General features: G+C 44.6%; 12 protein-coding genes. 5 read left to right on the plus strand and 7 right to left on the minus strand.

Annotation, left to right across the window (positions count from 1 at the left end; translation table 11 throughout):
- Window positions 1-125 precede the first annotated feature (125 nt).
- On the plus strand, window positions 126-1,298 hold the full coding sequence (locus tag AC04MQ_RS18920; protein ID WP_475392833.1) for a hypothetical protein: 1,173 nt from the start codon (window positions 126-128) through the stop codon (window positions 1,296-1,298).
- Window positions 1,299-1,352: 54 nt separating this feature from the next.
- Here AC04MQ_RS18920 and AC04MQ_RS18925 read toward each other — a convergent pair whose 3' ends face one another.
- Window positions 1,353-1,826, minus strand: a complete 474-nt coding sequence (locus tag AC04MQ_RS18925) for a S8 family serine peptidase (RefSeq protein WP_475392834.1) — start codon at window positions 1,824-1,826, stop codon at window positions 1,353-1,355.
- Window positions 1,808-3,877, minus strand: coding sequence for a S8 family serine peptidase (locus tag AC04MQ_RS18930; RefSeq protein ID WP_475392835.1), 2,070 nt, complete (start codon window positions 3,875-3,877; stop codon window positions 1,808-1,810). Before AC04MQ_RS18930 ends, AC04MQ_RS18925 begins: the two co-directional genes overlap by 19 nt.
- 353 nt (window positions 3,878-4,230) lie before the next feature.
- Here AC04MQ_RS18930 and AC04MQ_RS18935 point away from each other — a divergent pair, with 353 nt between their 5' ends.
- Window positions 4,231-6,054 carry an SMP-30/gluconolactonase/LRE family protein gene (locus tag AC04MQ_RS18935; RefSeq protein WP_475392836.1) on the plus strand — a complete coding sequence of 608 codons (1,824 nt, stop codon included), beginning with the start codon at window positions 4,231-4,233 and terminating at the stop codon, window positions 6,052-6,054.
- A 321-nt stretch (window positions 6,055-6,375) separates the two neighbouring features.
- Here the strand turns inward: AC04MQ_RS18935 and AC04MQ_RS18940 are convergent, their stop codons facing one another.
- From AC04MQ_RS18940 to AC04MQ_RS18950, 3 genes are all read right to left on the minus strand, one after another.
- Window positions 6,376-7,803 carry a glycoside hydrolase family 5 protein gene (locus AC04MQ_RS18940; RefSeq protein WP_475392837.1) on the minus strand — a complete coding sequence of 476 codons (1,428 nt, stop codon included), beginning with the start codon at window positions 7,801-7,803 and terminating at the stop codon, window positions 6,376-6,378.
- A gap of 205 nt (window positions 7,804-8,008) precedes the next feature.
- Complete coding sequence (locus tag AC04MQ_RS18945) at window positions 8,009-8,776, minus strand: DUF4423 domain-containing protein (protein WP_475392838.1); 768 nt, start codon at window positions 8,774-8,776, stop codon at window positions 8,009-8,011.
- A 112-nt stretch (window positions 8,777-8,888) separates the two neighbouring features.
- Entirely contained in the window at window positions 8,889-9,209 is a 321-nt protein-coding gene (locus AC04MQ_RS18950; RefSeq protein WP_475392839.1) for a KH domain-containing protein, read from the minus strand.
- 596 nt (window positions 9,210-9,805) lie between these two features.
- Here AC04MQ_RS18950 and AC04MQ_RS18955 point away from each other — a divergent pair.
- The 3 genes from AC04MQ_RS18955 (at window position 9,806) to AC04MQ_RS18965 (ending at window position 12,528) form a co-directional block, all read left to right on the plus strand.
- Entirely contained in the window at window positions 9,806-10,555 is a 750-nt protein-coding gene (locus tag AC04MQ_RS18955; RefSeq protein WP_475392840.1) for a DUF4423 domain-containing protein, read from the plus strand.
- Between the two features lie 105 nt (window positions 10,556-10,660).
- Window positions 10,661-11,026, plus strand: a complete 366-nt coding sequence (locus AC04MQ_RS18960; RefSeq protein ID WP_475392841.1) for a PilZ domain-containing protein — start codon at window positions 10,661-10,663, stop codon at window positions 11,024-11,026.
- Between the two features lie 131 nt (window positions 11,027-11,157).
- Window positions 11,158-12,528, plus strand: a complete 1,371-nt coding sequence (locus AC04MQ_RS18965; protein WP_475392842.1) for a serine/threonine protein kinase — start codon at window positions 11,158-11,160, stop codon at window positions 12,526-12,528.
- Window positions 12,529-12,574: 46 nt separating this feature from the next.
- Here AC04MQ_RS18965 and AC04MQ_RS18970 read toward each other — a convergent pair whose 3' ends face one another.
- On the minus strand, window positions 12,575-12,937 hold the full coding sequence (locus AC04MQ_RS18970) for a PilZ domain-containing protein (RefSeq protein WP_475392843.1): 363 nt from the start codon (window positions 12,935-12,937) through the stop codon (window positions 12,575-12,577).
- Entirely contained in the window at window positions 12,938-13,276 is a 339-nt protein-coding gene (locus AC04MQ_RS18975) for a hypothetical protein (RefSeq protein ID WP_475392844.1), read from the minus strand.
- Window positions 13,277-13,490 lie beyond the last annotated feature (214 nt).

Here is a 13,490-nt window from a genome sequence, read left to right on the forward strand (position 1 = left end):
TTGGCATGAAGAGCCCAGTCGAGTACAAGGAGTCCGTGAACTTTTAACTGTGTCCAAAAAATCGGGGTTCACTCCACGGTCCAAGGCTGAGCAGAGCAGATAGCTCATCTTGCGGTAGCTCTTCAATGATGGGAAATCTAGCGAATATTGCGGATGTTATTAAAAGTAAAGAATCGGATCTTTGCAGCACTCCTCCAGTTGGAGGTACTCGATTGGTTTCAATGACCCGCCAGGAAAGTTTTACGACGGTAACCCATAATTATCTTCTGCGTACGGTGGGCGAGAAGCATTTTGAAGTAAATTTCTACCTTTATTTCTATAAGAAAAATGTTAAAGTAATGACAGCGCAAGCTGAGAAACTGAATCAGAAGTGGCAACATGTGGCTTCCGAGTGTTTGAAAAAGACAAATGGAAAAGTTTTCGGCCCAAATGGGGAAAGAATTGATTTTAAGCTGGCGGATCAGAATCTTATAGGGAAACAGAACGAAGAAGCTTACTGGAATCCATCGAATATCGAGATTCGCAAAGGCGGCCAGAGAGCTCACTCAGAGGGCTGGACAGAAGATATGGTGGGTTCTAATGAGTGTCCAACTGTTTTTCATGAATTGCTTCATCTTGCTGGCCTTGTTGATGAATACGAAGAATCATCACATGGCATCGTTACCGATGTGAAAACAGGCAAGAAATACTGGAAGCAGCATGTTCAATCGGCGCATGGCTTTGACTGTCGAAAGTACTGCGGTTCTGACTCTATAATGAATGGAATGGTGGCTACCTGGAACGATGCGACTGCAGACGAGAATGTCATCGTCACGCCGTGTGAATGTATCGATTCCAAATCCTGTCGTGCCTTCAGTTCAAAGATCCAAAAAGAAATAGAAGCTGAAGAACGAGAAATGCTGGAGTCAACTAAATCAGCAGCGGCAGCAAGTCGGATTGCAAAAATGAGGGAACAAAGAAAAAGGCAGCCGTTGCCCCAAGAGTGTCCTGCGGGCTATAGAGTAGTCGCAGGTTCTAAATCAGAACCTCAGCCGGTTAATCGGGAAGAGTACCAAGAAGACCAGCTTCCTTATGTTCTAGATCAGTCGAGGGATCAGGCAGTTCCACAAGTTTTTACATTTACGCCAAGAAAGAATACTCCGTCCTTACTTGAACCAAGACACATCGACGCTATTCTATATCCCGGATGTCTTGCAAAGAATCAACAGTACTATCAGAACTCAGCGAATGCTTATCGGACAAGCCAGGCTCACGGCGGAGAAGGGTGTATGGATCTTTCGTGGCCCGGCATTAAATAGGATCTAGAGCAAGTTCAACTCAGAAGGGTGAACCGAAAAATTGCCCTCCTGCTTTTACATAAAGAGCTGTTCGCAACGCACTCGATTCATTTGCGACTTGCTGAAGATAGATCCCAAGCGTTTCTGTGATTTGACTTCTCCTTTGGACTTCGCCCAAGTTTCAATACCATCCGTTAACATTTTAATAGTAATAACTTGGGAGTGAGGGCTGATCTTCGTCATCGCCAAAGCTTCACTGACGATACGCTCAGGCATCAAAGAAGGATGCTTGTAGACATCTGTCGACGCGATGCCCTCATTTTTCATTTTCTGTAGGATATACTTTGCCAGCAAGCCCGTCACTGTTGGAGTCGCCATTGAAGTTCCCGACATATTCTGTCTATTGATCGGAGACTCAAGGTGTAACTGCAAGCCTAGTGATGAACCAAGTACCTCAACGAATTTATTCCTGGCCATATCCATTTGAAAATTTTTTTTGGCAGCATCTCCTGAAAATCTAGATTCTATCTCTATTTTTGAGAGAACCATACTCGTCCAGCGAAGATCTCGAAAATTCTTATCAATGGACGTTTCGATGAGTGCTTTATCCTTGCCAGGTACCGAAGAATGAATTTCTTCCCGGTCGAAAATACCTGCGGAATTTTTGGATCAATAAGAATATTCGTAAAGGGTGTCAAAGTTCCTTTGATGTTCACACTTCCCACAGCAATGGTGTTTTTTAGTGAATTATTCGGAGAATCAGGTAAGCCCTTTTCTTTTGCGATAGTCAAAAGGCGAGAAGATGTAATTCCCACGGGAAAGGCCGTTTTAGAAACACCATCAACCCAACCTCCATCATTGCCTGTAGCAACAATGAAAAGGGTCCCAGGTGCTTTTTCCATCATAGTCTGCCCAATACGAAAACGCACATACTCACTGAACAAGTCATTGATATAGGATTGTTTTTTATTATTGAGGTCATGATCTTTTTTAAAAGTTAAACCTAGCGAGACATTGGCCAGCTTCAGTTGGTTTTCGCCAGCGACCTCGACAGCTCGAATCACCTCTTCAACAAAAAGCGCATTGATCACTTCTTTATTTAGCTTCTCTTTTAAAAGAGAAACTTCCGTTCTTTCGGACAGGTTGACTCCCCCATATTCATTTCCAACTGTTTTTCTAAGCTCTTGAATTATCGGCTGCTTCAGCCACTGAGCAAAGTCCACAGCTAAGTGGGAAATGATTTCATTTTTTCGTTTTTCAGAGGGTGCAAATGAGCTTGTTGTCACTCGGATGGGTACAATACGAACGTTCTTGTTCTGATGAGCGACAACGCCCGAGACATGAGTACCATGACTGGTCGAATTTCCCTCTGCAACAAGATAAGGATGTTGTGTACGCACGATATATCTACGCAAAGCAGAGCGCATTTCTTTATACTTTTCCGGATCATGTTTGACTTCTTGAAGAGCTATCGCCGCCGCTCTGATATTTTTTAGTTGGGCTCTCCCGTTCTTCAAAGTCTTTTTATCTTGGTCAGTCAACCCCCGGTTTTTTTCTGCCTCATCAATTCTAGCGGAAACTGATTCAATCAAGGCTTCTGCCACCTCAACGAAAGTTCTTCCTTGAAGGTTGGGCTCAACGCGCATCAGCTGTTCTAATTTTGAAATCGGATCAAAAGCGTCCATTCCCAAAACTACATAGTCAAAGGCCGGTTTAATGCTTTCTTTTACATCCGAATGATCACCCAAATGACCCTTGAGGTAGGCTTCATACTTTTTCAGATTCTCTTCAAATTTAGTTTTGGAATCCACTTCCAATACTGCATCGCGGATGGCTTCCAAAACCAAATCACCATGCTCAACTTTAGAAATATGCTCCAAAATTTTTAACTTATGCTCCTCCAAAAGAATCTCAAAATTCAAAAGGCCTTCAGCTCGTAGTTTATCAATACTTAGATATTCTTTGGCTTTTTGTTCTTTCAAATCTTTGATTTGTTCATCTAATGGATAATCCTCTCGGATGTCTAAAACTTGATAAAGCGAAAAGGCCTCTTTGGGAATTTCCGCAAATACCGTGCCTTTTAAAATAGGGTGTTCATGAATCTGGCGATAAACGCTTTCCGCATAAATATCGTTTGAATTCTTTAGATGTAAAAGAGGATTCTCAACCGGCGCAACGATCACACCTTTGCGAATTTCCTGCGCGCCAAATGCAAACAGGCTTGGGTCCACTAGAACGTGGGAACCGCTAGCCCCTTTACCCATGATATCAAAGCCGGCACCTTCAACACGGCCGTTAACAATTCGATAATCTATTTGAGACTGAAGATCTTTGTGGGCTATATCAACCCCGTTATCGATGACACCGACACGAAGAAGATCTGTTCTTTGACTGTCTTTTTTGGAGCGGTCCACGATCGCGTCGCGCTCTTTTTGCGAGAGCTCGCGAATTTGACCACGCATAAGCTCAAGCTGACGCGGAAATCGTTTCGTCATAAAGGAGTCGGTAGGATCCTGGGAGATCACCGTTTTACAAGACGGCAAGCAAAACAACATTGCCGTCACCAACAACAAAATTTTGCGTCCACTGACCTTCGCCATAGATTCTCCTACAAAAGATACCGTTCCAGATTCTGTGGGACTAATTTCCCGAAGTAACTGGAGTGGCTTCTTAGGTTATCAGCAGAAGCTGTGCCAATTGAGACTAGGATCTTTTTTGCTTTATATAAGAGATGACGTGTTCTGCTAAATGCAGAATGTCTATGCAATCAAGCCGATGCCGGGAATTGTATTTTTTAGGTGCTGTCCGTCTCTGGGGGAAAACATTCTATTTAATTCGGAATAGGTAAGCGAGCAGATCTCTAATGTCAGGTAGTAAATAATCCGAAATAAAAGACAACCTTTTGACGGTATGGGGTGTTTCTGTGTTCAAAATGGGTTGTCGTTTTACTAGAATGCTTCTTCCACTGGGGCTATTGGGAAACTCTGCTTGCTCTCTCGATGCGCATATTTCCTCTTTAGCTCCACGACCATCTATAGCTATCACCAGCCCACAGGCGCCACCAGATGAAACAGTGGCTAAGCATTTTATTTTGGGGATTAACAACTATTTCTTTACATTTCTGTCGGGGGTTGCCGTTGACGGCAGTGGAAATCTCTATGTCGTAGATTCTGATAGCGATCGGATACAGAAGTTCAGTTCGACGGGAACTCATCTTTTAAGTTTTGGATCTAGTGGCACAGACGACGGAGAGTTTGACGGTCCCCATGGAGTAGCTGTCGATGCCAGTGGTAATATTTTTGTCGCAGATACTGAGAATAACCGCATACAAAAGTTCAGCTCGGCGGGGATACACCTTTTAAGTTTTGGGTCTTCTGGTTCCGGTGATGGACAGTTTGCTAAGCCATCCGGCGTGGCTGTCGATGCAACTGGCAGTGTCTACGTCGCAGATTCTGACAATAACCGAATACAGAAGTTCGACTCATCAGGAGCCCACATTTTAAGCTTTGGATCTTCTGGCGCAAATGACGGCGAGTTTGCTGCACCATCCGCTGTAGCCATCGACGCCAGTGGAAATATCTATGTGGCGGACTCTGACAACTACCGGATACAGAAGTTCAGTTCAACAGGGGCTCATCTTTTAACTTTCGGATCTTATGGAACCGGTGACGGCGAATTTCATCAGCCCTCGGCCATAGTCGTTGAGACTAATGGAGATATATACGTTACCGATGCCACTCTTGATCGGATACAAAAGTTCAACTCGTCAGGGACACATCTTGTAAGTTTAGGATCTTCTGGTGCAATTGATGGGCGGTTTGATAGTCCATCAGGAGTCGCTGTCGACGCCAGCGGAGGTATCTATATTGCGGACTCTGCTAATAAGCGGATACAGAAGTTTGATTCGACAGGTGCTCACGTTCAAAGCTTTGTACCTTATGGCTCAAATGATGGGGAATTCCAATCTCCAGAAGGAATGGCTCTTGATGCTGCCGGAAATATTTATGTCGCGGATGCTGGCAATAACCGAATCCAGATGTTCAGCTCGTCAGGAATGCATCTTTTAAGTTTGGGATCTTATGGTTTAGGTGACGGGGAGTTCGGCTATCCAGAAGGAATGGTTATTGATGCTGATGGAAACATCTATGTTGCGGATTCTGGTAATGATCGAATCCAGAAGTTCAGCGCAGCAGGGACACACCTTTTAAGCTTTGGCTCCTCTGGCTCAGGTGATGGGGAATTCAATTATCCAGAAGGAATGGTTTTGGATACCGATGGCAATATCTATGTCGCGGATTCTGGAAACAGCCGGATACAGAAATTCAGTTCTACAGGGGTGCATCTGTTAAGTTTTGGAACTTATGGTTCAAGTGACGGAGAGTTCGACTATCCAACGGGGATAGCCCTGGATGCCGACGGAAACATCTATGTCTTGGATACTGAAAACCACCGAATCCAGAAATTCGACGCAGCGGGGACCTATCTTTTAAGCATTGGATCTTATGGCACAAATGATGGCGAATTCAGTTCGCCATCTGGACTGACTATCGACGCCACTGGGAATATCTATGTCGCAGATGCTGGCAATAGTCGAATCCAGAAATTCAGTGACACGGGAACACACCTCTTAAGTTTTGGTACCTATGGTTCAAGTGACGGCGAGTTCAAGTATCCAACGGGAGTCGCAATTGACGCCCACGGAAACATCTATGTCGCGGATCCTGAAAACCATCGAATCCAAAAGTTCGACAGCTCTGGAGTCTTAGCATTGCAGTAAAAACCAGGCATCATTTCTTCTCGTTCTTTTGAACGCAGTTCCCTCCGTGGGATTGTAAAGTAAGTGTACCTTCGCCATGGATTTCGCTTTTAACTACCAGATCCAGCGACGGGGCGAGCTTGTCAGCTCATCCATATCTTGCTGGTGCTTTTTTAATAATTTTTTCTACGTCTTTATTGATGTCGTCGCTAGGGTGTACATTGCATCCAGTCATTAGAAGTGCAATAAACGGCCATAGGTATAAACTCTTCTTCATAAAGTCCTCCGACTTACGAGGCAAGTTAAATGCACTTTATAAGCCGGAGTCCTCTAGAATCAGCTTTATCGACCACCGCCAGATATTCGAGCTCCGCTGGCAGAGGTACGAAAGCTTCGGATCGTCGAGATCGCGTATCCACCACTGGTCGCAAGCGAACTGACTCGATAATAGTAAACTCGATTCGGAAGCAGTCCCGTGATACGACGAGTATGATTCTTCACTGCCGATGCGCTATAGTACTGACTTTTGTTCGATAAGTTACTATTTAAGCTGTATTCAATCAAGGTTGTCGAAGCCTCGTTCGTCGTCCAACTGATTGTCGCTGTTGTCGTCGTGCGATTGTTCACCGCAATGGACGAAATCACCAAAGGCCCAGGCGTTGGTGGGGGATTCGGTGTTGGAGTCGGCATCGGTGCTGGCCCACTAAATGTGACCGTTGACGGAAGAGCGCTGTTGTTCAGCCAGCTGTTTCGAATGGGTGCAAACACGACTGAGTTCCTCTTAAAGTCCATCACGCGGAACGTATAGCTGGGATCGTACTCAACTTCCCAAATCCAGGCGGCATGATTAAGTCCACTGCGTTCAAGAAGATCAATCTGCTTTTGCATGAACTGACCATTGTTGGCGCTTGAGTTAGTAATGCCAAATTCATTGATCATCACAGTGGCGTTATTTTGGGTCTGCCAATTTAGAACGGTCTGATAGATATTGTCGAGCGCCGAACTCCAGTTTGCTGATTGATTGTAGTGAGTGTATTCGAAAGGTTCGTATTGGTGAGCAGTATAAATCAAATTTGTCCCGGTAAGGGGCGTCCAACCTGAAAGAGATCCCACCACCCCCCAATTGTCAGGAGAAACAAGGATGGGAGTGTTAGCGTCCACGGAACGAATGGCTGCGATGACTTGATTCGCAATACCTCGCCAGGCAGAACGACTGACACCATTGGGCTCAACTAAGATATCATAACCGATGACGTTTTTTTCATTCATGTATCTTTGAGCCACTTCTTTCCACATATTCGCAAAAGCCGTTTGTGCAGCCGAGTTTGAATAAAGTAGGGCATTGCTTTGTCCGCCCGTAATATTTGTCTCAGGTCTTCCTGGGCCTGTACGAAATGAAAGGATCACAAAAAGATCGGCATTCTTTGCATAGCTGACCAACTGATCCATACGCGCGAAGAAGTCAGCACGGCGTTGGTAAGAGCTAACATCATAAGGACCGGGAATCGAATAGTTCACCAAATTCGATCCGCTACTTCGCATGGCAGTCAAATCTTGCTGAACGATAATCGGGTTCCAAACTTGACCGGACTGCGCGTATTGCTCGCCCTGAAACATATTGGCGCCTCTTAAGCAGGATCCTGATTTAAAAAGCTGTATCTTAGAGTTCACCTGCGACGGAATACAGGCCGCGTATGCGGCGTCAATTACAACCGTCCATGATAGAGCCACCGTTGACAATAATGTGATAACAGAAACCTTGCAGTTCATAGAATCCCTCCCGACCCTTGTGTTCAATTTTAGGTGCAGTCTTTGTTTTCACAAAAGTAAAAGAGGCAAGTGTATCAAATAAGAATTTATTTTTAGAAAGCGCACGGGATTGATTAAATAAAAAGCATTCTGAATAATTCAGAAGTTTTTTTAGAATCAGAATTGCACTTCATAACTTCAGATAGTGGTATTGAATAAATGACTGTTAACGTTCTTCCTTCGTAAGGGGCACAAAGCCGATACTGAACAGGAAAACTTCCGTTTTAGCCACTCCCGCTCTACTAAGGTAGTCATGGCATTCCCGTAGGAACTCGACAGATCTTGTTTGGATGTAATCTAAGTCTTCTTTAGAAGACGCAATGGTCACGGTACCGCAAAAACGCTCGTCACTCGGAAGATTGCCGACGGCCTCGTGAGTCTTAATAATGTTCTCTTGCGTGGTCTTTATCAGAACTGCTCGACTTTCCTCATCAGAGACTTTGATGGTGTTGTCATAGGTGACCACAAGTTGATTGTCATGATTTCTTTTGATTTGCCCAATTCTTAAAAGATCACTTAGTGCCTGAATAGCTTCACCAGGTGCAATCCCGAGACGCTGTGCAATCCATGTTGAATCTTCTTTAAAACCATCTGTTGCGGCCAGTTCTAAAAGAGCTAAATGATACCATGTGGATGCGGTATTAGTAAGTTCAGGGGGCTCAATATGAAAAGTGCCAAGGCCGGCACTTGTGCTTGCCTCTAGAACTTCTTTGAACTCGACTTCTTGCTCTAGCGCATGCTTTAGTTTAGCAATTGTTTTTTTCGAAAGGCCCCTTTTGCCTTTTAGAATTTCATTTAGGGTTGTGCTGGACAGGCCAATTTGGTTGGCGAAGGCTCTTTGTGAAAAACGGGGATTCTTGCGCTGCTTGCTTTCAATAATACGCTGCAGGCATTCTTTGACGTCGTAGGTTAAAACTTGCTTCCAGCTGCTCACTATATCTCCAAGTTAATGCGGTCCAAGAACTTGAAGATATATAACATTCATCGGGTATTGCTATCTAGCATGCGAGAACTTTTGCGTTCTGCCTTTGTCAGAACAGTTTATGCTACGACTTGCTATCTGGATAGTAGGGTATTTCAATTACCGCCCTTATTCCACTGGAAGCCATGATAGCTGTAACTACATGACGCAGGCCCATGATATTTCTTCCGCCGGCCCCGATAAGACGTCCCATACAGGGTTTGCCGCAGTCCACAATAAATACGGTGGTTCTTTCTCCAACGTTAGTGCGCACACTAATTCCACCAGTTTCACCTACCATTTTTTGGATAAGAACTTCCAAAAGATGGCGCATCTCTTCTCGGGCTTGGGTACCCTTATCTTCACTTCTTTTAATAAAAATTGGGATGGCTCTATTCTCCGACATAAAATCTCCTATATGAACTCTACTTTTATTGTCGGGAAAAGACTTGCTTCTTGACAGTCTTATTTTGCAGTAACCCAGAGTAGAACTGCCGAAAGTGTTCCTAACAATACAGAACATTTTGCAAACATCGCGTCGAGGAAGAGGCAAAGTACAAGAACAATTTCAGAAATAAACTTTCAATGTTCTATTTTATGCAGAATAGAAGTTCTTTGTAGCCATGCCGTTCTGTAAAAATCGGAACGATAGATGGAGCAAAGAGCTTTAGATAGCGTTCACGACGTCCGATTGAATTGGTGAGGAGGCCTCGACATTCTTTAAAGCCAGAGTCCACCGCCGCCACAAGTTCTTTATCCCCCCGGTTAAAGAATTGTGGTTTGAATCTGTTCCCCCAATAGAAGAGTAAAAGGCGGTGGACCCTCTGGATCCACTTATAGTTGTCCGGTCCCAGCTAGATCAATTGCTATCTGAAGTCAGAAAAGTGTTCTGTGTATTCAGAACGCTAAAAGATCCTGCTTAGGGTCTTTGGTGTCGCGAGTATGTCAGTCATCGGATAATCTAGAATAGTTCAGGTATTTGTTGAACTAGGGGAGGCCAAAGTGAATCCATGGACAGATCTTCTTGATGAAGATGTAGTAGATTGTCTGCAGTATCTGATTGAAAAGAAGAAAGCGCGCAATGCTCTTTTTTCTCAACGCGCTTTTGCTTACCAGTTGGGGTTTTCAACATCAACATTCAATGAAATTCTTAAAGGAAAACGTGTTCTTACTAGAAAGAGCATCGAGAAGCTAATGCATGGATTGGCTGGCGACAAAGATATGGAAGGCTATTTTGATAGCCAGGGAAAAGATTTACTCGACATTAAGCCACTGGATAGAAGGTGGTACTATCGGGCTTTGCTCGGCTTGGTCGATACAGAAGGGTTTGTCGAAGACTTAGGTTGGATATCCAAAAGACTGGGGATTACTGTTGAAGAAGCTCAGTCCGGGTTGGATGACCTTTTATCCTTCAATTATTGTGAAAGAAGTCCTTCTGGCCAATTGACAGTGACCTCAGATGCTAGATCTCTGTCTGCAGAAGAGCAGGCGATTGATCGCAGCAAGAAAACCCAGGAACAAATTCATCGGCTTTCGCAAGTTGTTAAAGAAACCCCAGCTGACGAGCGCTTCTTCGGTACGTTGGTTGTAGCGATTGATTCTGAAGATTTCGAATATATCAGATCAAAGATGATGGATTTAATTAAAGAACACAGCACTCTCCTGGCAAAAGACGGAAAAAGAAAGCAGGAAGTATATCAGCTTTCTTTTGGATGTGTTCCTTTGACAAAGAAGGTTTCTGGCGAGAAGTAGGCAATGTTCCTATTAAAGCAGAACATTTTATCTCGAATTTGGACCTAACTTAATTTTCTTTCGGCCGAAACATTCCACAGATCTCTTAACCTATAGGAGTTTTGTGTGGAAAGAGAAATTAGTGTTCCCGAGCCTAGAGTACGCCTCAATTTGGAGGTGGTCTTTCGACCGAATTATGGTCGTGAGTTGTCTTATGGAACTCTTAGAAACATCAGTTTGACCGGCGCTTTTTTGGAACTGCAGGTAGTTCACCTAGATCCCAATGACAAAATTAAGATTCACTTTGAGGTTTCGGGACGTGAGCGTATCATGCAGGCCGAGATAGTATGGGTAGCTGCTAGTGGGTGTGGTGTTAAGTTCGCTCCTTCCAACAAGCGTGATATTCAGATTGTAGACGATCTAATAAGCTATGTAGAAAGTGGAAGAGCCGAAAACCGTATCATTATGAACACCATTTTCAATAAACTTTGACTGCCTCATGGTGTTCTACAAAAAATAGAACACTTTGTTTGGTTGTCATACTCAAAAAGTGAAAAGTGGAAGGAAACCCTTCAACAAAATGATTGCGACGACCGAAATGAAAAGCACAAGGTGGTTTGGGGATGTCTGCGGCCAGTAAAGAACAAGTAGGGCAATATCGTATTATCCGGCCCCTCAAGTCTGGCGGAATGGCAGATGTCTTTTTGGCCAAGAAGATTGGGGACCTGTCTTCTCAGAGCTTCGTTATCAAGCAGATCTCGGCCGGCGTAGATGACAAATGGTATTATTCGAAACTCTTCATTAGAGAAGCCCAGCTATCTTTGGCACTTCATCATCCGAACATTGTACGCACGTTTGAGATGGGAACAAGTGAAGGGACCCTATACCTGGTTCTGGAATATATCGACGGGCTCAATCTAAGTGACATTATTCGAGCAGTTGAAAGAAAAGAACGGCTCTTGCCAGCGATCATGGTCTATTATGTTCTGACAGAGGTTGCTCTGGGGCTTTCGTATATGCATGGTGAACTATCTCTCAGTCGAGAAAATCCAATTTGCATTCATCGGGATTTAAGCCCTCATAACATCATGGTCAGTCGTACTGGTGACGTAAAGATCATCGATTTCGGTATTGCAAAGACACGTGAAAGTGAAGTGCTTACTCAGTTGGGATCGGTACGGGGGAAATACACCTATATGAGCCCCGAACAGATCCGAGGAGAGCCTCTGGCTCCTTCATCCGATATCTTTTCATTGGGAATTATGTGTTATGAGTTGCTTGCGGGAAAACGTTTTTTTGGCGAACAGACTGAGCTTGAGGTTGTAAGGTCTCTAGACTCCTGGTCGCTGTCAACTTTGGAGCAGAAGCTGCTTGATGTGGGGGCAGAGGATGCTGAAATTTTAAGGCAAATGTTAGATCCAGTGCCAGCAAATAGATCGTCGGCGTTGCGTCTTAAAAGTATTATTGAAACTCGAATGCGAACCTTGGATGGCAATTACAGCCGCCGAGACTTCGCCGAAAGCCTTGTGGAGTTTACTGCAGAGATACCAAGCCGTTCAGAAGCTCTTTCGACGGCCTCTTCTATTGCTGTCGGTAATCTGCCAAGCCAAATCACACTTTATGACGTATTGATGAATGAGCCCAAGAAGTCACATGGAGTGCTGGGTTTTGCCCTGCTGGGATTGGTCGCAGGTGTTGGGTTGTTTTTTTTGAAGAATGCTGATACGACTTACGTCCAACAACAAGATTTAGCGTCAATAGAACAACCTTCCCGACGATCTCTGTTAGTTCATTTTAGAAATTTTAACGGTGAGTCTATGGAAATATCTGTGAATGGCAGTCTAATAGATAGTGCGATTGTAAAAAGGGGATTTAGAGTCTATGACGGGGACGCAGTCATGATCCGATATTACTCGAATTCCCAGCGGCAGTGGCTAGAACGGGAAGTCCTAATTGACACATCAAAGCCATTGGATTTGAACCTGGATTTATAGGCAGACCATCCCCCCCACACACACACTCACTCTTCTCGCGCCGGCGTTAAGCAGCCTGGGAATGGTTTTGGTTTTTGGTATATAGCTGGATGGCCTCTTGGGCCTCTTTGGAGATGCTCAGAAATTTCAGGCGATATACTAGCAGTTTGATTTCCGGGGATTTAGGGTGTGCAACTTGTTGCACGGATATGATTTCGCAGACGGCATTGAAAGATGGGATAATCGAACCAGATTTAACATGTATGGTGATCTTGGATCTTACCGGAATGGCATATTCTTTTTCCGTAGTAAAGCTGAGGCCCATAACGCTGATGTCGTTGCAAGCCCCATTGTATATGCGGCGATTATTGTGGGCCACGAGGGCCCCTTTAAAAAACACTCTAGAAAAGCGACGTTTTTCTATGCCCATTTATCCTCCGCCAGTGTATCGGTCGTCGCGAGGTGGCGTGACATTGATGCAGCGTGAATCAGAGGTTGATACGTATTTGGTGGCCTCGCAATACCCCGTACCTAAAGTTCCTTGCATCCAGGTTCCACTTCCTTCGGCACTGCAAGTTGCGGAATAAGAATCCCAACGTGTAATAATCAGGCTGCTGTCATCAAAGCTCACCTGGTTGCGAGCGATACCTACTGTCTGTCCCGCAGTGCCGGTGATATGGAAGTATCCAAGTGGACCTTGTCCATATCGGCTTAACACAAGCCCAGCGCGTGGAGAACCGGAAGGGCAAGTCAGGCTAATATTACACAATATATCGGTTCTAAGTCCCTCTGTGCAGTTCTTCTTTTGAACTGTACAACTTGGATATTGATAGCTTCCGCTAAGTGTCCCATTGTTACATGTTCGACTTTGCGATAAACATGACTGCCCACCCGGTACTGAGGCCGCTGCATACGCTACAACATTTTGTCCGTGAGCGACAGTCTGTCCATTGAAGCTACAACTTGCTGGAGCCGCCACAGAG

The sequence above is a fragment of the Bdellovibrio sp. MYbb2 genome (genome assembly GCF_056175685.1).

Excerpts from the sequence above, each read along its gene's own strand:
- AC04MQ_RS18920 (WP_475392833.1), top strand. The coding sequence starts at position 126 with ATGATGGGAAATCTAGCGAATATTGCGGATGTTATTAAAAGTAAAGAA.
- AC04MQ_RS18925 (WP_475392834.1), bottom strand. The coding sequence starts at position 1,826 with ATGGTTCTCTCAAAAATAGAGATAGAATCTAGATTTTCAGGAGATGCT.
- AC04MQ_RS18930 (WP_475392835.1), bottom strand. The coding sequence starts at position 3,877 with ATGGCGAAGGTCAGTGGACGCAAAATTTTGTTGTTGGTGACGGCAATG.
- AC04MQ_RS18935 (WP_475392836.1), top strand. The coding sequence starts at position 4,231 with ATGCTTCTTCCACTGGGGCTATTGGGAAACTCTGCTTGCTCTCTCGAT.
- AC04MQ_RS18940 (WP_475392837.1), bottom strand. The coding sequence starts at position 7,803 with ATGAACTGCAAGGTTTCTGTTATCACATTATTGTCAACGGTGGCTCTA.
- AC04MQ_RS18950 (WP_475392839.1), bottom strand. The coding sequence starts at position 9,209 with ATGTCGGAGAATAGAGCCATCCCAATTTTTATTAAAAGAAGTGAAGAT.
- AC04MQ_RS18965 (WP_475392842.1), top strand. The coding sequence starts at position 11,158 with ATGTCTGCGGCCAGTAAAGAACAAGTAGGGCAATATCGTATTATCCGG.
- AC04MQ_RS18970 (WP_475392843.1), bottom strand. The coding sequence starts at position 12,937 with ATGGGCATAGAAAAACGTCGCTTTTCTAGAGTGTTTTTTAAAGGGGCC.